The organism is Qipengyuania sp. (assembly GCF_965277845.1).
In the GTDB taxonomy this organism is placed as follows: Bacteria; Pseudomonadota; Alphaproteobacteria; order Sphingomonadales; family Sphingomonadaceae; genus Qipengyuania.
In genome coordinates, this window is record NZ_OZ255844.1 from 897,380 (window position 1) to 917,490 (window position 20,111).

General features: G+C 64.2%; 27 protein-coding genes and 1 pseudogene. 12 read left to right on the forward strand and 16 right to left on the reverse strand.

Annotated features, from left to right (window positions below):
- Positions 1-8 precede the first annotated feature (8 nt).
- The 5 genes from ACQY4G_RS04345 to dksA all read right to left on the reverse strand — a co-directional run bounded on the left by ACQY4G_RS04345 (position 9) and on the right by dksA (position 3,700).
- Positions 9-800 carry a tryptophan 2,3-dioxygenase gene (locus tag ACQY4G_RS04345; protein ID WP_421993276.1) on the reverse strand — a complete coding sequence of 264 codons (792 nt, stop codon included), beginning with the start codon at positions 798-800 and terminating at the stop codon, positions 9-11.
- Between the two features lie 37 nt (positions 801-837).
- Positions 838-1,254, reverse strand: a complete 417-nt coding sequence (locus tag ACQY4G_RS04350) for a DUF4112 domain-containing protein (RefSeq protein ID WP_421993278.1) — start codon at positions 1,252-1,254, stop codon at positions 838-840.
- 5 nt (positions 1,255-1,259) lie between these two features.
- Entirely contained in the window at positions 1,260-2,720 is a 1,461-nt protein-coding gene (locus tag ACQY4G_RS04355) for an ABC transporter substrate-binding protein (RefSeq protein ID WP_421993280.1), read from the reverse strand.
- A 45-nt stretch (positions 2,721-2,765) separates the two neighbouring features.
- Positions 2,766-3,140 (reverse strand): PilZ domain-containing protein, encoded by a 375-nt coding sequence (locus ACQY4G_RS04360; RefSeq protein WP_067690830.1) that lies wholly within the window; start codon positions 3,138-3,140, stop codon positions 2,766-2,768.
- A 104-nt stretch (positions 3,141-3,244) separates the two neighbouring features.
- The gene (gene dksA / locus ACQY4G_RS04365; RefSeq protein WP_067690833.1) at positions 3,245-3,700 is read right to left on the reverse strand and encodes an RNA polymerase-binding protein DksA; all 456 of its coding nucleotides are present in this window, start codon (positions 3,698-3,700) and stop codon (positions 3,245-3,247) included.
- A 291-nt stretch (positions 3,701-3,991) separates the two neighbouring features.
- Here dksA and ACQY4G_RS04370 point away from each other — a divergent pair, with 291 nt between their 5' ends.
- A complete protein-coding gene (locus tag ACQY4G_RS04370) occupies positions 3,992-4,321 on the forward strand; it encodes a hypothetical protein (protein WP_291168690.1) in 330 nt (109 codons plus the stop codon).
- Here ACQY4G_RS04370 and ACQY4G_RS04375 read toward each other — a convergent pair.
- From ACQY4G_RS04375 to ACQY4G_RS04395, 5 genes are read right to left on the reverse strand one after another with little or no spacing between them, the layout of a single operon-like run.
- Positions 4,318-5,454, reverse strand: a complete 1,137-nt coding sequence (locus tag ACQY4G_RS04375) for a GNAT family N-acetyltransferase (RefSeq protein ID WP_421993282.1) — start codon at positions 5,452-5,454, stop codon at positions 4,318-4,320. The two genes, ACQY4G_RS04370 and ACQY4G_RS04375, sit on opposite strands and share 4 nt — an antisense overlap.
- Complete coding sequence (locus ACQY4G_RS04380) at positions 5,451-6,221, reverse strand: glycerophosphodiester phosphodiesterase family protein (RefSeq protein WP_421993284.1); 771 nt, start codon at positions 6,219-6,221, stop codon at positions 5,451-5,453. The genes ACQY4G_RS04375 and ACQY4G_RS04380 overlap by 4 nt, the downstream gene beginning before the upstream one ends.
- Positions 6,196-6,651 carry a RidA family protein gene (locus tag ACQY4G_RS04385; protein ID WP_067690840.1) on the reverse strand — a complete coding sequence of 152 codons (456 nt, stop codon included), beginning with the start codon at positions 6,649-6,651 and terminating at the stop codon, positions 6,196-6,198. The genes ACQY4G_RS04380 and ACQY4G_RS04385 overlap by 26 nt, the downstream gene beginning before the upstream one ends.
- Entirely contained in the window at positions 6,648-7,277 is a 630-nt protein-coding gene (locus ACQY4G_RS04390) for an HAD family hydrolase (RefSeq protein WP_291168117.1), read from the reverse strand. Before ACQY4G_RS04390 ends, ACQY4G_RS04385 begins: the two co-directional genes overlap by 4 nt.
- Entirely contained in the window at positions 7,274-7,558 is a 285-nt protein-coding gene (locus ACQY4G_RS04395) for a DUF3572 family protein (RefSeq protein ID WP_421993550.1), read from the reverse strand. The genes ACQY4G_RS04390 and ACQY4G_RS04395 overlap by 4 nt, the downstream gene beginning before the upstream one ends.
- Positions 7,559-7,610: 52 nt before the next feature.
- On the opposite strand from ACQY4G_RS04395, the gene ACQY4G_RS04400 reads away from it, so the two are divergent.
- Positions 7,611-7,979 carry a response regulator gene (locus ACQY4G_RS04400; protein WP_067690854.1) on the forward strand — a complete coding sequence of 123 codons (369 nt, stop codon included), beginning with the start codon at positions 7,611-7,613 and terminating at the stop codon, positions 7,977-7,979.
- Between the two features lie 243 nt (positions 7,980-8,222).
- Here ACQY4G_RS04400 and ACQY4G_RS04405 read toward each other — a convergent pair whose 3' ends face one another.
- The gene (locus ACQY4G_RS04405; RefSeq protein WP_421993286.1) at positions 8,223-8,816 is read right to left on the reverse strand and encodes a Pycsar system effector family protein; all 594 of its coding nucleotides are present in this window, start codon (positions 8,814-8,816) and stop codon (positions 8,223-8,225) included.
- Positions 8,817-8,975: 159 nt separating this feature from the next.
- Here ACQY4G_RS04405 and ACQY4G_RS04410 point away from each other — a divergent pair, with 159 nt between their 5' ends.
- Entirely contained in the window at positions 8,976-9,218 is a 243-nt protein-coding gene (locus ACQY4G_RS04410; protein ID WP_067691683.1) for an acyl carrier protein, read from the forward strand.
- Entirely contained in the window at positions 9,218-10,468 is a 1,251-nt protein-coding gene (spt, locus tag ACQY4G_RS04415) for a serine palmitoyltransferase (protein ID WP_421993288.1), read from the forward strand. Before ACQY4G_RS04410 ends, spt begins: the two co-directional genes overlap by 1 nt.
- On the opposite strand, the gene ACQY4G_RS04420 is transcribed toward spt, so the two are convergent.
- Complete coding sequence (locus tag ACQY4G_RS04420; RefSeq protein ID WP_291168122.1) at positions 10,461-11,351, reverse strand: MBL fold metallo-hydrolase; 891 nt, start codon at positions 11,349-11,351, stop codon at positions 10,461-10,463. The genes spt and ACQY4G_RS04420 overlap by 8 nt on opposite strands.
- Positions 11,352-11,413: 62 nt before the next feature.
- On the opposite strand from ACQY4G_RS04420, the gene ACQY4G_RS04425 reads away from it, so the two are divergent.
- Genes ACQY4G_RS04425 through ACQY4G_RS04435 form a run of 3 tightly spaced genes read left to right on the forward strand, consistent with a single transcriptional unit; the run spans position 11,414 to position 13,057 of the window.
- Positions 11,414-11,749: an ArsR/SmtB family transcription factor gene (locus tag ACQY4G_RS04425; protein ID WP_421993290.1), complete on the forward strand. Its 336-nt coding sequence runs from the start codon at positions 11,414-11,416 to the stop codon at positions 11,747-11,749.
- Complete coding sequence (locus ACQY4G_RS04430; RefSeq protein ID WP_421993292.1) at positions 11,746-12,255, forward strand: rhodanese family protein; 510 nt, start codon at positions 11,746-11,748, stop codon at positions 12,253-12,255. The genes ACQY4G_RS04425 and ACQY4G_RS04430 overlap by 4 nt, the downstream gene beginning before the upstream one ends.
- 7 nt (positions 12,256-12,262) lie before the next feature.
- Entirely contained in the window at positions 12,263-13,057 is a 795-nt protein-coding gene (locus ACQY4G_RS04435) for a sulfite exporter TauE/SafE family protein (RefSeq protein ID WP_421993294.1), read from the forward strand.
- On the opposite strand, the gene ACQY4G_RS04440 is transcribed toward ACQY4G_RS04435, so the two are convergent.
- The gene (locus tag ACQY4G_RS04440; RefSeq protein ID WP_421993296.1) at positions 13,054-13,704 is read right to left on the reverse strand and encodes a YqaA family protein; all 651 of its coding nucleotides are present in this window, start codon (positions 13,702-13,704) and stop codon (positions 13,054-13,056) included. The two genes, ACQY4G_RS04435 and ACQY4G_RS04440, sit on opposite strands and share 4 nt — an antisense overlap.
- Positions 13,705-13,926: 222 nt before the next feature.
- On the opposite strand from ACQY4G_RS04440, the gene ACQY4G_RS04445 reads away from it, so the two are divergent.
- From ACQY4G_RS04445 to ACQY4G_RS04465, 5 genes and pseudogenes are all read left to right on the forward strand, one after another.
- Entirely contained in the window at positions 13,927-14,553 is a 627-nt protein-coding gene (locus ACQY4G_RS04445) for a hypothetical protein (RefSeq protein ID WP_421993298.1), read from the forward strand.
- A 127-nt stretch (positions 14,554-14,680) separates the two neighbouring features.
- A pseudogene (locus ACQY4G_RS04450) lies at positions 14,681-14,998 on the forward strand (terminase large subunit domain-containing protein); the annotation flags it as partial.
- A gap of 61 nt (positions 14,999-15,059) precedes the next feature.
- Positions 15,060-15,401 (forward strand): DUF2793 domain-containing protein, encoded by a 342-nt coding sequence (locus tag ACQY4G_RS04455; protein ID WP_421993552.1) that lies wholly within the window; start codon positions 15,060-15,062, stop codon positions 15,399-15,401.
- 190 nt (positions 15,402-15,591) lie between these two features.
- Positions 15,592-16,707 (forward strand): OmpA family protein, encoded by a 1,116-nt coding sequence (locus ACQY4G_RS04460; RefSeq protein ID WP_421993554.1) that lies wholly within the window; start codon positions 15,592-15,594, stop codon positions 16,705-16,707.
- A gap of 97 nt (positions 16,708-16,804) precedes the next feature.
- Positions 16,805-17,332 carry a superoxide dismutase family protein gene (locus tag ACQY4G_RS04465; RefSeq protein WP_421993300.1) on the forward strand — a complete coding sequence of 176 codons (528 nt, stop codon included), beginning with the start codon at positions 16,805-16,807 and terminating at the stop codon, positions 17,330-17,332.
- On the opposite strand, the gene ACQY4G_RS04470 is transcribed toward ACQY4G_RS04465, so the two are convergent.
- The 3 genes from ACQY4G_RS04470 to ACQY4G_RS04480 are packed head-to-tail and all read right to left on the reverse strand — an operon-like array spanning position 17,329 to position 20,076.
- Positions 17,329-18,915, reverse strand: coding sequence for an MFS transporter (locus tag ACQY4G_RS04470; protein ID WP_421993302.1), 1,587 nt, complete (start codon positions 18,913-18,915; stop codon positions 17,329-17,331). The two genes, ACQY4G_RS04465 and ACQY4G_RS04470, sit on opposite strands and share 4 nt — an antisense overlap.
- A 4-nt stretch (positions 18,916-18,919) precedes the next feature.
- Positions 18,920-19,630: a 7-cyano-7-deazaguanine synthase QueC gene (gene queC, locus ACQY4G_RS04475; RefSeq protein WP_421993304.1), complete on the reverse strand. Its 711-nt coding sequence runs from the start codon at positions 19,628-19,630 to the stop codon at positions 18,920-18,922.
- A gap of 44 nt (positions 19,631-19,674) precedes the next feature.
- On the reverse strand, positions 19,675-20,076 hold the full coding sequence (locus tag ACQY4G_RS04480) for a hypothetical protein (protein WP_067691755.1): 402 nt from the start codon (positions 20,074-20,076) through the stop codon (positions 19,675-19,677).
- Between the last annotated feature and the right edge of the window lie 35 nt (positions 20,077-20,111).

Genomic DNA, 20,111 nt, shown 5'->3' on the forward strand with positions numbered 1-20,111 from the left:
CGCGGTCCTCACAGGGCGGTCCTCACGCTGAGCAATTCGGGGAAGAAGGCCGCCTTCAGCACGCCCGCGAGATAGGGCACGCCTGGCGTCCCGCCGGTGCCCTTCTTGAAGCCGATGATCCGCTCGACCGTTTTCAGATGGCCGAAACGCCAGCGCTGGAAGTGATATTCGAGATCGACCAGCTTCTCGGCCAGCTCGTAGAGGTCCCAATGCTCCTTCGGCCGGTTGTAAATTTCCGCCCAGGCCGCCTCGACCTCCGTCGAATGCTCCCATTTGCCCACCGTGTCGCGCGCCAGCACATCCTCGGGAATGTCGAAACCGCGCCGGGACAGGAGCGCAATCGCCTCGGCATAGATCGACTTTTTCGTCAGCTCCTCGCGCAGCGCCTCGGCCACTTCGGGCGTCGCCTCGTGCATGGTGATCATGTCCGGATTGCGCCCGCCGAGGAGGAATTCCATCATCCGGTACTGCGCGCTCTGGAACCCGCTCGATCCACCCAGATGCGGACGGATGGTCGAATAATCGTGCGGGGTCATGGTGCTGAGCACGTCCCAGCTCTGGATCAGCTGCCCCTGCGCGCGCGCCACGCGGGCCAGCATCTTGAAGCTGGGCCGCAGCCGGTCCTGCCGGATGCACTCGCGTGCCTCGAACAATTCGTGCAGGCACAGCTTGAGCCACAGCTCGGAGGCCTGGTGGACGATGATGAACAGCATCTCGTCATGCGCGTCGGATGCCGGGTGCTGCGCCGCGAGGATGCGGTCGAGGTCGAGATAGCTCGAATAGGTAACATCGGATGCCATGGGCGAGAGCCCTAGCGCGCAATGGTCGCGGATGAAACTACCCCTCGATCACCTGGGTCTGCGGGTGATGCTTGTCGAGGTGCTTCTTCACGATCCGCAGGTTCTTGGTGTTCGAGCGATAGACAACGTCGAAGGCATCGCCCACAACGGGCACCGAACCCACGGCCGTATCGATCGCGACATTGCCCATCATGCGCCACAGCTTCCAGCGCGGCAGGCCCAGATTCTTGGCTTCCCATACGATATAGGCGGCCATGGCCGCGGTCACGATATCGCCGATCACGGGGACAAAACCGATGATCGTGTCGAGGCCGATAGGGTATTTGGTGCCGGGCACCACCAGGCTGCGTTCGAGCAGGTGCTCCATCGCCTCGATCCGCTTGCGGATCGAAACCGGATCGGTGCCTGTCGGCAGCTCTATTCCCATCGGGCGAGGGCGGTTGGGATTGTCCATGATCGCTAAATGGGAGCGCGAGACAGCGGGAACAAGGGATGGATGTTCCAGGGGTTCTCGCTGAAGGCCTCGATATCCGCGCGCACCAGCGACCAGCGGACCGGCGCTCCGAGCGGGATGTAGAGATTCGCCGCAAGCAGCGAGCTTTCCGCCTCGTACAGATAGGAGGCCTCTTCCGTCCCGTCGCGCGCATCGAGCGCCAGCGACACGAGATAGTCCGCATCCTCGCTGCATTGCGTCGGCCGGATCTCGCAGTTGAACTGGTTGAGGAACCAGCGCGGCGAGGCATAGCGCGCCACGCGATCGCGCAAGGACAGATCCGCCGCGTCCGCGCTCTCGACGCGCGTGGCGGAAACGCCGATCGCCGCGAAATCCTCGGCCAGCCCGTCGAACAGCAGGTCCGAACCGGGACCCGGGGGCAGGTAAATCGACACTTGCGGCTCCTGCGCGCTTCCCGCACGCCATTGAGCCACCCGCTGGCGTGCCTCGCTGCGCCTTTGTTCGAGCGACAATGCAACCCAGCGCTCGCTTGGCGGCTCGGGATTGGTCGACAGGGCGGCGGGCACGATCCGGGTCGAGGGGATCCAGCCGCCGATGTTGAATGGTGCCATCAGCTCGGCCCGGTCCACCGCCATGGCCAGCGCTTCGCGATTGGCGATCGTCTCGAGGAAGCCGTCGGGCTTGCGCACGTCGAGCCCGAACAGGCCGACCGCTGCATCCAGCCGAACATTACCGCGCGAAAGCGGGCCGGTACTGGCCAGCGGCAAATTGGCCAACCGTCCGCCGAGCACGAGGTCGAAGGTCGCCTGAGAGAAGCCTTCCGTCGCCTGCTCGGCGTCGGCTGCATGTACGCGTACCTGGCGCACGATGTCTTCCCAGCCGGGCTGTTCGGGCAATCCGCGCAATTCGGGTGCCAGCGGGGCAAGCACCGCCACTCCATCCTCTGTGTTGCGCGCCATCAGGCCCGCACTCTGCCCGGCCAGATCGATGCCGAGTTCGGGCTGCGCGAGCAATTGCAGGAAATCGGGCATCGGGCTGGTCAGCCGGATTTCGACGACCCGCCCGGTCATCGCCCGGATATCGCGGATCTTAGCGAGATCGAGGCCGAGCGAAGTGCCCCGCAACTGGCGCAGCCGGCGCTGCAATGCATCGCGCACCCCCTGCGCCGTCAGTCGCGTCCCGTCGGCCAGGTCGAATTCGTTGATGCGGAAGATGTAGCTGGATCCGTCATCGGTGACGATCCAGCGCTCGGCCACGCCGGGCACGACCTCACCGCGCGAATCGATCCGTACCAGGCCGGTGGACAGCGCCGCGCGGATGTGCTGGCCTGCATAGCCCAGCCTCACCCCTTCGGCCACGAGCTCCTCGGGCTCGGCGATGAAGACGACATCGACGATCCCGTCATCGGCTCCCGCGCCGCAGGCGGCGAGGGAAGCGGACAGGAATGCGAGAAGCCAGGGGCGCATGGACGCCCGGTTAGCAGCCACGGTCGCCGGCGTCAGCCACGCAATTCAAAGGTTGCGGATGCGGCGCTCTTCTTCGGAGAATGTCGGCGTGGAAACCGCCGGCCGGGCGTAGCGCGGGGTTTCCGGGCTGGTGCCGATGGGTGCGCGCACGACCTTCGGGTCGATATCGCTTTCGAATGCGACACCGAAGCGGTTGCCCTGCGTCCAGGCGACACTTCCCCTGACGATACCGACATTGCGCAAATCGATGGCCAACCGGTCTCCGCGCGAAGCAACGATTTCGCTGCTCTCCGCCATCATCCCGCCAGCCGACAGGTTGCGCACCTTGACCCGCGTCGATTCGGACTGACCCTCGAAGGTCAGATCTGCGAAGAGAAACAGGCTGTCGCGAGCGACATGGCGCGTATCGACCGAGGACATGGCGTTAATCGTACCCTTGCGTGCTCAGTGCGGACCCAGCCCCGGACCGTTCCGGGACGGATTACACGCTAGGGTCGAGACCTAAACATTCGGTTATCGCGCGATCAATCGTCGCGCGAAATCTTCTCGCGCCGCTCATGCGCTTCCTGCGCCTCGACGGTCATGGTTGCGACAGGCCGGGCGATGAGCCGCTTCAGGCCGATCGGATCGCCGGTCACTTCGCACCAGCCATACTCGCCCTGGTCGATCCGGCGCAGGGCGGAATCGATCTTCGAGATCAGCTTGCGCTGGCGGTCCCGCGTGCGCAATTCGATCCCCCAGTCGGTTTCCGACGACGCGCGATCATTGAGATCGGGTTCACGAATTGGGCCGTCCTGCAACGACTGCAGCGTCTGCCCGGCCGCGTCGTGAATCGATTTCTTCCAATCGAGCAGCAGCATGCGGAAGTATTCCTGCTGCCGTTCGTTCATATATTCTTCGCTGTCGTCGGGTACGTACTCAGCACCGACCGCGGCGCGTGCCTTGGCCAGCTTTTCCTTGTCGTTTGCCACAGAGGCCATTGAGGACCCTCTCAACTCGGTCGAATTCAGCCTTCGGACCACCGCCGACCCGCCGGCCCGGATTTTTCCGGTGCCCCGGATGACCCGTTGGGCGCGGCGTATAGGCAAGCACCCCCGGCCACACAAGCGCCAATCCGATGAGCCGTCGAATTGTGCGTTTTTCGGGGCGAGAGCGCCTTTGATCGGGCCCGGCAGAAAGAAATACCGCACCGCGTTAACCACTTCTTGACCATAATTTTGGCAATTCTTGATCGTCCGGCAATCGATGTCGGTCCTTCAGGGGGAATGACGATGCAGCTTACCGGTATCGAAGGTGGCAACGGCACGATCATCCAGGGCGAGGAAGCCGCGGCCTTGGTCGCCCGGTGCCTCGCGGCATACGAACGCGGCAGCGTCGACGCACTCTACGACCTCGGTGTCGCGTTTTCGACCGGCAGCCACGGCACGGTCTGCGACATGATAGAGGCACACAAATGGTTCAACATTGCCGCGTCGAAGGGGCATGAGGAAGCCAGCTGGTGCCGCGCCGACGTTTCGGACGAAATGACCGCGCGCGAAATCGCCGAAGCACAGCGCCGCGCGCGCGAATGGCTCGCCGACGGAAGCCGCCGAGCCGCCTAGGCCTTCTTGAACGGCGTGCGGGTCGCGAGATAATTGCGATCGGCGTCCACGCCCGCGCGTTCGCGTTCGAGGAAATCGGCCACCGCTTGGCGAAACCCGGGATCGGCGAACCAATGTGCCGAGACGGTTTCCACCGGTTCGTATCCCCGCGCGAGCTTATGCCCCCCTTGCGCCCCGGCTTCCACCCGCGAGAGGCCCAGTTCGATCGCCGCGTCGATCGCCTGATAATAGCATAGTTCGAAATGCAGAAAGCGCACGTCGCGCGTGCAGCCCCAGTACCGGCCATAGAGGGCATCGCCACCGATGAAGTTGAGCGCACCGGCGATCGGTTCGCCCTCCTGTAGCGCCAGCACCAGCAGGATCTTTTCTCCCATCCGCTCCCCCAGCAGGTCGAAGGCCGCGCGCGTCAGATAGGGCGTGCCCCATTTGCGCGCACCGGTATCCTGGTAGAACCGCCAGAACGCATCCCAGTGCTCGGGGCGAATGTCGTCGCCGCGCAGGCGGACGATATCGACCTGGCTTTGCGCCGCGGCGCGTTCCTTGCGCAGGTCCTTGCGCTTGCGCGAGGCGAGCGTGGCGAGGAACGCGTCGAAATCGGCGAAGCCGCGATTGTGCCAGTGGAACTGGATATCGCTGCGCAGCATCCACCCGGCCTGCTGGAACAGCGCCCCCTGTTCCGGTTCGATAAAGGTCGCATGCGCCGAGGAGAACCCGTTCTGCAGGCACAATTGCTCGGCGGCAGCCAGCAGCGGCGCGGCATAGGCCTCGTCCGAGACGAGCAGGCGCGGCCCGGTCGCCGGCGTGAAGGGCGCGGCGATCTGGAGCTTGGGGTAATAGCTGCCCCCGGCGCGCTCATAGGCATCGGCCCAGCTATGGTCGAAGACGTATTCGCCTTGGCTGTGCCCCTTGAGATAGGCAGGCATGGCGGCGACCAGCGGCCCGTCTTCGGCACTGATGACCAGCGGCGCCGGCTGCCAGCCGGTCCCCGCCCCGACGCTGCCCGAATCCTCCAGCGCGGTGAGGAATTCGTGGGAGACGAAAGGGTTGTCGGTGCCGGCGAGCGCGTTCCATTCGGCGCGGTCGAATGCACCGACCGAACCACCGACGCGCGCGGCGAGGCCCCCGTCGCTCATGGCACGCCCGCCCCTTCGGCGATCGGCGCATCGGCATGGAGCAACGCGTGTCGCAGAAGATCCGGCGTATCCACCGTCCAGGTCAGCACCGGCATGCCAGCCGTGCGCAGCGAGGCGACCATCGGATTGGGCAAGGCCGCGACATGATAGGCGATGAATTCGGGCCGCGCGAGCCAGAGCGCCAGATGCCGCTGCCACGGCTTCTGCGTCATGCCGATATGATCCTCGCGCATGACGAGGCCATGCACGGTGCGCGGCGAATGCTTGCGGAACCAGCGCGAGACACGCGGGTCGAAGCTCATCACCGCATGGCGCCCTTCATATCCGGCCAGCGCATCGCGCACGGCGACGCAGCTTTCCTCGATATCGTAGCGGCGGCGCGACTTGATCTCGACCAGGATCGGCACCCTGCCCTCGACCAGCGCCAGCAGATCGTCGAGTCGTGCCAGCATGTGCTCGCTGTCGAGATAGGCGATCCGCGCCAGTTCCTCGGCCGAATAACACGCGGTCGGGCCGGTGACGCCGGTAAGCCGTTCCAGCTCCCAGTCGTGCATGAGCATCGCAGCGTGATCGCGGCTGCGCTGGATATCGCATTCCACGCCTATGCCGCGCTCGACCGCCCCTGCAAAGGCGGCAAGCGAGTTTTCCGGAGCATGCTGGTCATGCAGCCCGCGATGGGCAAAGGTCCAGTCGCGCAGCCAGCCGACCCGCGCGGAATCGGGCGGGGCTACGAAGAGGCGATCAAGCCTTGAGAGCAACGATCGCATCGACCTCGACCGCGGCATTGAGCGGGAGGACCGGCACCCCCACCGCGCTGCGCGCGTGTTTCCCGGGATCGCCAAACACCTCGACCATCAGGTCGGAGGCGCCATTGATGACCTTCGGCTGATCGAAGAAATCGGGGATCGACGCGACGAAACCGCCAAGCTTGACCATATGCGCCACGCGTTCGATCAGCCCTGCCGCTTCGAGCTGGGACAGGATCATCAATCCGCAGGCACGCGCCGCGGCAACACCCCGATCGAGCGCGACGTCCTCGCCGAGTTTGCCGGTCACCAGCTTGCCGTCGATAAAGGGAAGCTGGCCCGACACATAGGCGGTGTGGCCATCGACCACGACGGGCTGATAGCTGGCGACGGGCGCCGCTGCCGCGGGCAGCGTGATGCCATGCGCGCGAAGACGGTCGTGAATGCTCATGCAGGTTCCTTCTCGATTTCGCCCAGCAGCCACGGCAGCGCTTCGTCCCAGCGATCGATCCGCGCATCGGCATGGCCCGATGTGTGCGCGCAATCGATATGCGGGGCGAGCAGCGGTTCGCCGCAGAGGTGGAGCGTGGTGATCTGGCCAACGGTCTCGCGCGCCGAACGGTGATGCTGCGCAAGATCGTCGATGAAGATGGCTTTCGAAGGGTTGTATTCGTCGAGGATCGCCTGCAGCGCCGGCCCCTTGGGTCCCTGGTTGGTGAAGACCCGCGCATCGAGCCCGTGATCGAGCAATTGCGCGCGGCGCATTTCCTGGCGTTTATCGACCAGATTGGTGAGGATCACGACATCGGCGTGTTCGCGCAGGGCGGTAATCCCCTCGATGGCGCCGCCAATAGGTGTCTGGCGGTGCATTTCCGTGTCGAAGAAACCGCCGAGCTTCGACCAGATTTCCTCGGGCGCGAGGATTTCGCCACTGTCCTGCCAGCGCAGCGCCTTCGAAAAATCGCGGCCCTCCATGCGGAATTCGACGCCCTGCGTCTCGGCCAGCCAGTCACGGAAGGGCGAGACCATGTGCAGCAGCACTTCGTCGCAATCGGAAATGATCAGCGGACGGCTCATGCGGACAGCTCCCGGGCGGCGGCGACGAGCGTTTCCGGCGTGGTGTCCAGCGCGTCGGCGGCCAGCACCAGGTCGGGTTCGTGATTGGCGAGGAATTCGAGCACTGCAGATTGAACGCCGCGATCGGTCAGACCGTTCCGCAATCGGTCGGGCGTCAGGCCGGTCAGCGACAGCAGACGTTCGGCGCGCTTGTCATCGGCCAGAGCCCAGCCGAGCGCTTCCAGCGCCAGAACGTCGGCCGACCGTGTTTCCTGCTGGGTTGGTTCGCGAATAATTGTCAGCGCTCCCGCTTTTGCATAAGGCGCCCTCACACTGCGTGGAGGCATGGGCCAAGTGGCAAACAGAATCCTCGTTGTCGAGGACAACGATCTCAATCGTAAGCTGTTCTGTGACGTGCTGAAGGCAAACGGCCACGAAGTGGTGCCCGTGTCCGACGGGCAGAACGTGCTGCCCACCGCGAAGCGATTCGCGCCCGATCTCGTCATTATGGATATCCAGCTGCCCAATGTCAGCGGGATCGACCTGATCGCCCAGCTCAAGGCGGACAGCGCGCTGGCGGAGGTGCCGGTACTGGCGGTGACCGCCTATGCCGGCAAAGGCGACGAGGAGCGCATCCGCGATGCGGGGGCGGCGGATTATCTTGCCAAGCCGGTATCGATCGGCCCCTTCATGGCCGCCGTGCGGGCGTTGCTGCCGGGGTAATCGGTCGAGAGTTCGTTTTGAGTTCTCGGAGTCTTTGTTGGATGCGGTAAGCGCGTCCGCGCTTACCTTGCGGCACCGGCCCACGCCCCCACCCGGCCACCCATAAGATACCGTGCCGTGGGTGGCCGGGTGGGGGCGTGGGCCGGTGCAGCCGCAAGCTATCGACGGAGGTCGATAGCGCACCCGACAAAGAATCCAGCAGGGCGCGCGGAGCGGACGCAGGCCCCGACCGCAACCGCCAAACTAACTCGTCGCCATTTCGAAGGCGAAGACCGCCAGCGTCACGAACAGGCCGGTCATGAAAACCTTGTAGGCCAGCGCGAGGAAGCGGTATTTCTTGCCCGCCAGTACCTGCCCGTTCTGATACATGTCGTGCGCCATCGTTTCGAAAACGGTGCGATCGGTCTCGAGCCGTTCGAGCAGCTCCTCGGTCCACTCTTCTTCGTCCATCCAGGTGTAATGGCCGAAGAAGATGAGGTTGCGGTTGGCGATCTTGCCATCGGGCCGCCCGACCTTGGGCAGCACCGCCATGACGGCGCAGAGCGAGCTGGCGAAGGAGAAGCTGGCGAGGATCATCAGCGAGACCGGCATCTGCCCGGTCAGCGCGCGGCTGACCGAGAGCGAAAACACGAGGAAGGTCGCGCCGAGCAGGATCGAGGCCTTCTGGTCGGCCATTTGCGACAGTTTCAACGTGCTCATCTGCGCCGTGCGCATCAGATGGATCGCGTGGCTGGAATAACTCGCCTGGCGCTTGGCACCGGCCGAATCCGTCGCCGCCCCGTCGTCGATGGCGGGTTGATCGGCCGGAACCGGCTTCGCGGAGGCTGAATCGCTCATCCGTTTTCCCCTGATCGAACAGACGATTGCGACTTTTTCGCAAGCTTGCCATTGCGGCCCGCGCTTGACAAGCACCGCCTCAAGCCGCTTTGCCGCGGCAATCATTCGCGTGGTGTCCCGATATGGTCCCGCGCCGCACAAGGATTGGAAAGCCCCGCCATGGACCGAGCCCAAGTCGACGCCAAGATTCGCGAACTGGCCGAACCCTTCAACAAGAAGGGCGTGGAAATCACCGAAGGCACCACCTTCGCCAACGATCTGGAATTCGACAGCCTGACCGTGATGGATTTCGTCGCCGAGATCGAGGACGAGTTCGACATCATCATTTCGATGAACCAGCAGGCCGAAATCGAGAATTACGGCCAGCTGGTCGACGCCGTCACCAAGCTGCAGGCCTCCTGATGAGCGAGGGCATCATGCAGGCGGACCAGCCGCAGGAGATCGCGAGCGAAGGCAAGGACCTGTTCGCTAAATTCGACGACGTCATCGCATTGCGCGAGGGACTGCTCGCGCAGGGCCGCGAAGACCCCTTCAACCTGGTGATGGAAAAGGTCCTGTCGCCCACCCGGGCGATCTGTAACGGGCGCGACACGATCCTGCTCGGCACCTACAATTACATGGGCATGACCTTCGATCCCGACGTGGTCGAGGCGGGCAAGCAGGCGCTGGCCGATTTCGGCAGCGGCACTACCGGCAGCCGGGTGCTCAACGGCACCTACCAGGGTCACAAGGAAGTCGAGCAGGCGCTCATGGACTTCTACGACATGGACCATGCGATGGTCTTCTCGACCGGCTACCAGGCCAATCTCGGCATCATCTCCACCATCGCCGGCAAGGGCGATTACGTCGTCCTAGACATCGACAGCCATGCCAGCATCTGGGACGGCTGCGCCATGGGCCAGGCGGAAGTCGTGCCGTTCAAGCACAACGACGTCGAGGCGATGGAAAAGCGGCTTCGCCGAATCCCCGAAGGCGCGGGCAAGCTGGTCATTCTGGAAGGCGTCTATTCGATGCTGGGCGATGTCGCGCCGCTCAAGGAAATGGTCGCCGTGGCCAAGAAATACGGCGCCATGGTGCTGGTCGACGAAGCGCATTCGATGGGCTTCATCGGCGAGAACGGGCGCGGCGTGGTCGAAACCGCAGGGGTCATCGACGATGTCGATTTCATCATCGGAACTTTTTCCAAGAGCGTCGGTACGGTGGGCGGATTCTGCGTTTCGAACCATCCCAAGTTCGAAATCATGCGGCTGGTGTGCCGCCCCTACGTGTTCACCGCGTCGCTGCCGCCCTCCGTTGTCGCCACCGCCGAAACCAGCATCCGCAAGCTGATGCACGGGTCCAACAAGCGCGCGCATCTGTGGGAGAATTCGCGCAATCTGCACAAGGGCTTGAAGGACCTGGGCTTCAAGCTCGGCACGGACGAGCCGCAGAGCGCGATCATCGCGGTCATCATGCCCGACCTCGAAAAGGGTGCGGCCATGTGGGAAGCGCTGATCAAGGGGGGGCTGTACGTGAACCTCGCCAGGCCGCCGGCAACACCTGCCAACATGACGCTGCTGCGCTGTTCACTCTGCGCCGATCATAGCGAAAGCGAGGTCGACGAAATTCTCGCGATCTTCGAACAGGCGGGCAAGGAAGTCGGAATCATCTAGCGGTTCGTTCCACCGCCTCGCGCACCGGCTTTACCGGAATCCGCAAATAGGCGACGCCATTGTCCTGCGCCTCGGGGAATTTCCCGGCGCGGATATTGACCTGGACCGAGGGCAGCAGCAGTCGCGGCACGGCGAGCGTTTCGTCGCGCGCCTCGCGCATGGCGACGAATTCGTCCTCGGTGACGCTGTCGTTTACGTGAACACTGCTCCGCCGCTGCTCGCCAACCGTGGTCTCCCACTTGTACTCCTCGCGGCCCGGCGCCTTGTAGTCGTGGCACAGGAACAGTCGGGTCTCGTCGGGCAGGGCGAGCAGGCGGCGGATCGAGCGATAGAGCTGGCGCGCATCACCGCCGGGGAAATCGGCGCGCGCGGTGCCGTAATCGGGCATGAACAGCGTGTCGCCGACGAAGACCGCATCCTCGATCCGATAGGCGACATCGGCGGGCGTATGACCGGGGACGTGCAGGACCTCGACCTCTAGCTCGCCGATCGCAAAGCGCTCGCGATCGGCGAAGAGACGGTCGAAATCCGATCCGTCGGTCTTGAGATCGTCGAGCCCGAAGACCGGGCGGAACAGTTTCTGCACCTTGCGGATATCCTCGCCGATGCCGATCGCCGCGCCGGTCTTCGCCTTGATGAAGGGCGCGGCGGAAAGGTGATCGGCATGGGCATGCGTCTCGAGCACCCAGTCGATCGTCACACCCTCCTCCTCGGCCGCCGCGAGAATGTCCTCGGCCGAGCGGATATCGGCCTGGCCCGAAGCGAGATCGAAATCGAGCACCGGGTCGATCACCGCCGCGCGCATGCTGGCGGGATCCCATACGAGATAGCTCACCGTGTTGGTGGGTTCGTCGAAAAAGGCGCGAATGCGGGGGGCGGTCATGGGGGTCTCCATATCTGTCTGCCCTTGACATATATTAGGGGCATCTTATTTAGCAAGAGCTAATGAACAAACCAACTGCCCTTCCCCCTATGGACCTCGCCACGTTCGAGGCGAATGCCGGCACGGTCGCCGAGCTGCTCAAGGCGCTCGGCAACACGCGGCGGCTGATGATCATGTGCAAGCTCGCCGAACATGGCGAAATGCGCGTGGGCGATCTCGCCGAGGAGGTCGGCCTGGGCCAGTCTGCCTTGTCGCAGCATCTGGCCAGGCTGCGGGGCGAAGAGCTGGTGGCCTACCGGCGCGAGGCGCAGTCGCTGTGGTACCGGATCGCCGATCCGCGCTGCGAGACGCTGCTGGCCACGCTTCACCATCTCTATTGCGAGGAGCCTTCGACATGAGCCTTCCCACGATTTCCCCCGTCCACGCCAAGGAACTGGCCGCCAAGGGCGCGCGGCTGATCGATATCCGCGGCGCCGACGAATTCGCGCGATCGCACGCGGCGGGCGCCGAGAACCGTCCGCTGGATGCGTTGGGACCCGTCACGGACGAGGCGCCGGTGGTTTTCCTGTGCCGTTCGGGCATGCGTACCAGCGCCAATTCCGCGCGCCTCGCCAGCCTGCGCAAGGGCGAAGCCTATTGCCTCGAAGGCGGGCTCGATGCCTGGCGTTCGGCAGGCCTCCCGGTCGAGCAAAACACCTCCGCCCCGCTCGAGATCATGCGCCAGGTGCAGATCACCGCAGGGCTGCTGGTGCTTGCAGGCGTGATTTTGGGCTTTGCCGTGGCGCCCGCCTGGTTCGGCCTGTCCGCTTTCGTCGGCGCGGGGCTGACCTTTGCCGGAGCGACCGGCTGGTGCGGCATGGCAAGCCTGCTGGTAATGATGCCGTGGAACCGTTCGGCGGCCTGATCCGACCATGCCCCTCGCCGATTTCGCCATACCCGCGCTGCTTTCGGGCGCGCTGATCGGCTTCGTGCTGGCGCTGGTCGGCGGGGGCGGATCGATCCTGGCCGTGCCGCTGCTGGTCTATTTCGTCGGCGTGGGCCAGCCGCATATGGCGATCGGGACCGCCGCCGTGGCCGTCGCGCTCAACGCAGCGACGGGATTGGTCGGCCATGCCCGCGCGGGCAATGTCCGCTGGGCCTGCGCGGCCTCCTTCGCCGTGTCGGGAATGATCGGTGCGGCGCTGGGGGCAGAGGCGGGAAAAGCCTTCGACGGCGACAAGCTGCTCGCGCTGTTCGGCCTCCTCATGGTGGTGGTCGGCGCGCTGATGCTGCGCGAACGCAAGGGTGGCGAAAACCCGAATGTGCGCATGACGCGCGAGACCGCGCGCCCCTTGCTGAGGCGGATCGTACCGACCGGGCTCGCGGTCGGCCTGCTGGCGGGCTTTTTCGGCATCGGCGGGGGCTTCCTGATCGTCCCCGGGCTGGTCTTCGCGACCGCCATGCCGGTGTCGCTGGCGATCGGCAGCTCGCTGCTGGTGGTCACCGCGCTGGGAGCGACGACGGCCGCATCCTATGCGCTGTCGGGCCTGGTCGACTGGGAGCTGATCGCCTGGATGCTCGCGGGCGGTATCGCGGGCAGCCTGCTTGGCCGGATTGCGGGCAAGCGGCTCGCCTCGCGCAAGCGGATACTCGAAATCGGCTTTGCCGTGATGGTCGTCGCGATCGGCCTCGCCATCGTAGCGCAAGGCATCGCCACGCTGCTCTAGCGCGCTTCGATCGGCGGCGGGGCGGCGCAGGGGCCGCCATCGCCATCCTCGCTCCCGCCGAGCTGGGTGAGCACGACGACGCCGCCCACCACCAGCACAACGAACACCGTCGTCACCGTGCCGAGATATTTGTCGATCACCCGCTTGATCGGCGCGCCGAACACGCGGAACAAGATCCCCACGGTCATGAACATCAGCGCGCGGGCGAACAGGCTGGAAAGCACGAAGGTGACGAGGTTCATGCCGACGAAACCGGCAGTGATCGTCAGCAGTTTGAACGGCACCGGCGTCGCGCCGGCGATCAGGATCGCCTCGAAATCATATTCGCGCAGATGGCAGGCGGCCACGGGAAATGCCTCGGTCAGCCCCAGCGCGCCGATCAGCCACACGCCGACGGTGTCATAGAGGCCCCAGCCGATCGCATAGCCGAGCAATGCGCCCGCAACCGAGGCGAGCGTCGCGACGGTGGCGAACTTCACCGCCTTCTTCGGTTCGGCGAGGCACATCAGGCCCAGCAGCGGGTGCGGCGGGATCGGGAAGAAGCTCGATTCGATGAAGCAGAAGAACGCCAGCCAGCCCACCGCATGCGGGTGCGAGGCCTTTTCCATCGTCCAGTCGTACAGCCCGCGCAGCGGTTTCATGATCATGATTTGCGGAGGTTCCTCAGCGTCCCTGCAGTGCTTTGTCGATTAGGTGAGCAGCGACCTGTAGGCAAGCATCTCTGCATAACCTATTTGGTTCTTTTCTATTGACATCGTCACGCTGTTTGGGTACATATCTGGAACATCGCAAAAGTGTGATTCGCAAGGGCGGCTCTCTTCAGGGGCCGCCTTTGGTCGTTTCATGCCGCGCATCATCGGGAGGGACGCATGTCGCGATCAGGGTCTGCGGACCGGCACGCGTGGGAAGACGATTTCATCGCCGGCCTGCGCGAATACGGCATGGTCAGCCGGGCAGCGAAGGCGGCAGGGGTGAAATCCGGGTCGCCCTACAGCCGCCGCAAGCGCAGCGCCGAATTCGGCCAGCGCTGGGAGCGCGCGCTGGCCGCCTTCAGGGCGAAAGACAACACCCGGCTGCGCAATCGTGCCGGCAAGCCATCGCCCCGCCAATGGAAACGCATTTTCCTCGAACGGCTGGCGGAATGCTCCAACGTGTCGGCATCGGCCACGGAAGCCAACATTCCCCCGCGCGAGGCCTATCGCCTGCGCCGGGCGGACCGGGATTTCGCAGCCGCCTGGCGCAGCGCCCTGTTCGAAGGTTATGCCAATCTGGAAATGGAGGTGCTCGGCCACCTGCGCGACCCGGCACCGGACCGCAGGATGGACGTCGCATCGGCACTGCGTCTCCTCGCGGCGCACAAGGACACCATTGCCGCCGAACGCGCGACCCGCGCCAATGTCAGCGCCGCCGAAGTGCGCGCCTCGATCGAGCGCAAGGTGGAGATCTTCCGCCAGCAGGTCGCCGCCGAGAAGGAGCGCAAGGCCCGTGGCGGATAGGGAAACACGCGCAGGACTTTTCGCCGAAGCCGAGCCCGAACAGCGTGACCGTTTCGCGCGCACGCTCGACCAGAACGAGAAGAACGAATGGGATTTCGATTTTCCCAATACCGCCCACGGCGGCCAGTTGCCGCCCGAAGGCGACTGGCGCTGCTGGCTGATCCTCGCCGGGCGCGGTTTCGGCAAGACCCGCGCGGGCTCGGAATGGGTGCGCGCGATCGCCGAGCGCGACAATGCGGCGCGCATCGCCCTGCTCGCCGCAAGCCTCGGCGAAGGGCGTGCGGTGATGGTCGAAGGCGAAAGCGGCATCCTTGCCTGCTGCCCGCCCGGCCGGCGACCGGCGTTCGAACCCTCGCTGCGCCGCCTGCGCTGGCCAGGCGGGGCGGAAGCGACGCTGTACTCCGCCGCCGAACCGGAGAGCCTGCGCGGCCCGCAGCATAGCCACGTGTGCCGGGCAGGCACAAAAGGAATTTTACGTCAACGAAAGCCTCGCGCGGATCGATACCCTGCTTCACCCGGTTGTCGAAGGCGACGCAACGGCACCTCCCGCAGCGCCCTCGCCAGGCGATTGCTGGATAGTGGCGAGCCCGGCCAGCGGCGCATGGGAGGGACGCGAAGATTTCCTTGCGAGTTGGGACGGTACCCAGTGGACCCTGTGCCAGCCGTGCGAAGGCATGCAGGTCTTCGACCGGTCGAAAGGCAAGCGCCGAGCCTATCTGTCGGGATGGCGACAGGCAGTGCGCCCGGCATTGCCCGCGGGCGGATCGAATGTCGATGTCGAGGCCCGTGCCAGCATCGAAGCGATCATCGACATACTTGCAACACTGGCCATATTTCCGTCAAATTGACGGGAACCCCTTTTCTTCGCCGCCGTTCGCCCATCACGGAATGGGCCCGAGACCCGGAACCCATTCTCATTGCGCAGGAAAAGCGGCATTAATGCAACAGTTCCTGCCGATTGTTTGCTTGCCACCTTGGGGGTTGAAAGATAGATATGTTCCACTCGGTGGCTCCAATTCGCAAAAAGGGGAAACTATAATGCGGAAATTCGTCATAGGAATGGCGATGGCCTCTACGGCCCTTGCATCGCCAGCCCTGGCCAAGGACGACAGCTGGTATATCGGCGCCGAATTCGGTGCGATGATCGTCGAAGATACTGACTTCACGATCAACGGCGGATCCGATGCTCATATCGTCGACCATGACTACGGTTTCGACGGCGGCGGGTACGTCGGCTATGACTTCGGGTCCTTCCGTTTGGAAGCTGAAGTCAGTTATCGCAGCGCCGACGTCGACAGCGTCACAGTGAGCACACCTGGCTTGCCCACTGGCGGTGGTGGTGTTTTGGCTCCCGGTCTGTACCCGGCTGGTGGCGACACCAATTCCCTTTCGTTCATGCTGAACGGCTTGGTTGATTTTGGCCCCGATGACGGCCTTCAGGGCTTCGTCGGGGGTGGTGTAGGCGTGGCGCGTACCAGCTACGAAGTTACGCCCTTCTCCAACCTTGCATCCTCGGTCGATGATTCCGACAGCGGCTTTGCCTGGCAACTGCTCGCCGGCGTGCGCGCTCCTTTGAACGACAATGTCGACGTTGGGCTGCGCTATCGCTTCTTCAAGGCGCAAGACAATGAGTTGGTCGATATTGGCGGCAACACACTGGAAGATACGTTCACCAGCCACTCGCTGATGGGTACGCTCGAGTACAACTTCGGTGCTCCGCCGCCGCCTCCGCCGCCGCCGCCGCCGCCGCCTCCCCCGCCGCCGCCTCCGCCGCCTCCGCCCCCGCCGCCGCCGGCGCCGGTCTGCGAGACGGGGCCCTACATCGTCTTCTTCAACTGGGACGAATCGGCCATCACTCCGGAAGCAGCGACGATCCTCGACAACGCGGTCTCGGCCTATGCCAATTGCGGCAGCGCCGCAGTCATGCTCGCCGGTCACACCGACACTTCGGGTTCGGCGGTCTACAACATGGGCCTCGCCGAACGGCGTAACGAATCGGTTCGCGGTTACCTGACCTCGCGCGGTATTCCGGATACCCGGATCACCAGCGAAGCCTTCGGCGAATCGCAGCTGCGCGTTCCGACCGCCGATGGCGTTCGCGAACTGCAGAACCGCCGCGTCGAAATCACTTACGGTCCGGGTTCGGGCATGTAAGCGACGGCAACATGCCAAAATCACCAAGGGGGCCGGAGCAATCCGGCCCCTTTTTCGTTGGCTGAACGAGACTGATTACCCGAGGGGAAGAGAAACCATGAGCCGACGCATCCTGTTCACCGCTCTCGCCATCCCGGCCATCGCAGCGTGCTCCACAATCAGCGAGCTGCCGACCGACCGCGTTGCCGAGACAACATTGCGCTTCGCCAATGGACTACCGGCAGGCACGGTCCAGCTCTTGAGCAACGGCCAAACGGTCTCCGTGGCGGTTGCAGCTGTCGGCATGTCGCCAGGTGAGCACGGGTTTCACCTGCATACGACCGGGAAATGCAACGCGCCCGATTTCAAGAGCGCCGGCGGCCACCTCAATCCCGGCAATGCCAGTCACGGCTCCCTATCTCCCGGCGGCAAACACCTCGGCGACATGCCCAATCTGACCATCGGTCCCAACGGTAGCGGCAGTGCGGAATTCGTCCTCGAGGGCAATGCAACGAGCGTGCTCAACTCGATTTTCGACGAGGACGGGACGGCGGTCGTCGTCCACTCCGGGCCAGACGATTACCGAACCGACCCGGCGGGAAATGCCGGACCGCGGATTGCCTGCGGAGTCCTGGAACGGATCTAGACCGCTTCGCCTGCGCCGCGGGCGCGCTCCAGCAGAGTCTGCTCGGCCTTGGGCACCGTCCGATAGGCTACCAGTAGCAGCAGCAGGCCGATCGGCACCGCGATCAGGAGGCTAAGGCCACCGGTCGAAAGGCTGCCGGTCATCGTGGATACCTGCCCGGCCATGTAGGGTCCGAGGGCGAGCCCCACGAGGGTGGTTGCAAGGAAGAAGGTCGCCGTAGCCGTGCCGCGCATTCGGGGCAGGACAAGATCCTGCGACGTTGCCGCCGCCGCACCGAGCGCCGAGCTGCCGAATAGCGATTGCATGAACGCGGCGATGTAGAAGACGGTGGGATCGAGCGTCGTGAACATGATGTAGAGAAAAGGCGCCGCGGCGGTAAGGCCGAACGCCACTACGAACAGGCGGCCGGTCGGCATGCGCTCGCGCAGCCAGTCGGCAACCCGGCCACCGATAATCACGCCGAGGAAACCTGCAGCGGCCCCAGGTCCGCCGATCCACCAGCCTGCCGTCGAAGGTGCCTCTTCGAGTATCCGGATCGCATAGGGAGCGGCCCAGAATGCTGCAGCATAGGACATGAACGCGACCATGCCGTATCCGAGAATGGTCGAAAGAAATGCGGGAGTGCCCCAGATCAGGGTAAAGGTGGGCTCGTCGCGTCGTTTGAGAGTGGAGGCCCAGGAGAAGATGGCATAATAGCCGATCCCCACGGCGCCCCATTGCTGCGCATTTCCGGTCAGGTCGGCCATCAGATAGGCGATGCCGCCGATAACCAGGGCACCGGTGAGATTTATCACAATACCGCGCGCGCCGCCCCGGGCCGCCCCGATCAGGGTGAAGGGCGGGATGACCGCGACCAATTCTTGGAAGAAGCCGCGGAACGGGTCTTTCACAGGCGGGGTCACGATCCCGTCGCTTTGTCCGCGAACCGGTTCGCGCAAGGTGAAAACGAGCAGCGCGAGGAGCAGTCCGGGAAGGCCGACGATGATGAAGGCTGCCTGCCATCCGGCAAGCCCGAGCGGCGGGTCGGTCGGGAAAGACTCGTTCCAGTTCTCGACGATTGCCCCGCCGATCAGCAGCGAGACGCCGCCGCCGATGTAGAGCCCGGAAGAATAGATGGCGAGCGCCGTGGCACGCATCTTCTTCGGAAACCAGTCGGAGATCAGCGAGTAAGCGCTCGGACTGGCTGTGGCTTCGCCAATCCCGACTCCGATGCGGGCAGCGCTCAGCATGGCAAAATTCTTCGCAAATCCCGAAAGCGCCGTGAAAGCCGACCAGATGGCAAGGCCTGCCGTCATCAATCTGACGCGGTGCCAATTGTCTGCGAGCTTTCCGAGCGGAATGCCGAACAGCGCATAGAAAACGCCGAAGGCGGTGCCGTAGAGAAATCCGATCTGATCGTCGCGCAAGCCGAGATCCGCCTTGATGTCCTCGGCAAGGATCGAGATGATGTTTCGGTCGACGAAGTTGAGGACATAGACGACCACCAGGACGCCAAGCGCATACCAGCTGTAGGCGGGGACCTTCTCGGTGCTGCTGCCTGCTTTCGAATCGCTTGGCGGTGCGGCATCCTTGATTTGGTCCAATTCCCTACTCCCCTGGGTCCGATTTTGTCTCTGCGTAGGGGGTGGTATCGGCAAGCCCAGCCTCGGCAAAGCCTTTTCGGCGCAAGCGGCAGGAATCGCAGGTCCCGCAGGCCAATCCATCCGCTGTCGGATCGTAGCAGGACCAGCTCCATGCCGGGTCCAGGCCCAGCCGGTCGCATTCGCGCGCGATGTCTGCTTTCGACATATGCTGCAGCGGCGCATGGATCGCGAAGGGAGCACCCCCGACGCCCTGCTTGGTGCCCAGCCGGGCGGTTTCGGCAAAGCTGGCGATGAATTCTGGACGGCAATCGGGATAGCCCGAATAATCGAGCGCGTTGACGCCGATGAAAATGTCCCGTGATCCGGTGGTTTCGGCAAAGGCGGTAGTCAGGGCGAGGAAGACGAGATTGCGCGCGGGAACATAGGTAACCGGGATATCATCGCCGACCCCGCCTTTGGGAACATCGATATCGTCGGTCAAGGCCGACCCGCCGAAGCGCCGCAGGTCCAGCGGGAGTTCGACATGACGCTCGACGGCAAGCTTTTCGCCTATCGCCCGGGCGGATTGCAGCTCGCGCACATGCCTCTGGCCGTAATCGATCGTCAGCGCGTGGATCGCGTGACCACGCTCGCGCGCGATTGCGGCAGTAACCATCGAATCGAGGCCGCCCGATAGGAGGACGACGGCGGGACCGGGATTGTCGGATGTGGTCATTGGGGTCCGCTAAGCGCGAACGAGAAGGCCCGCAAGTATCGCGATCAGCCGCAACTGCCCGTCTGGCGTGCTTCGGCCGTAAACTGAAACGGCTTGCCACCGGCGATTCCCTGACTGTCGATCTGGACCAGTCCGCTGGATTCCTTGCGGATATGCGTGCGTCCGTAGCCGTTGCCGCGGCAGGTATACTGGACCGTGACATCGCGCGCTTCGTCTTCGACAACGAAGCGATTGCAGCCGCTGTCCTTGTGCCGCAGCTGGATCAATTCGCGCCCCGTGCGAACGCAAACCTTTTGCGCGGAACTGCCATCACGATAACGCACTTCCCATCCGCCGCGGTCAAGACTGTCGAGCATCGCCAGCGAAGCCTGCGCCAGCGCCGGTGCTGCGAGAGCCGCCAGCGGTGCAGCCAATGCCGCGATGTGGAGTGCTCGGATGCGAGCCATAGCGAAATTCACCTTTCGTCCGCGAGTCCAGACGC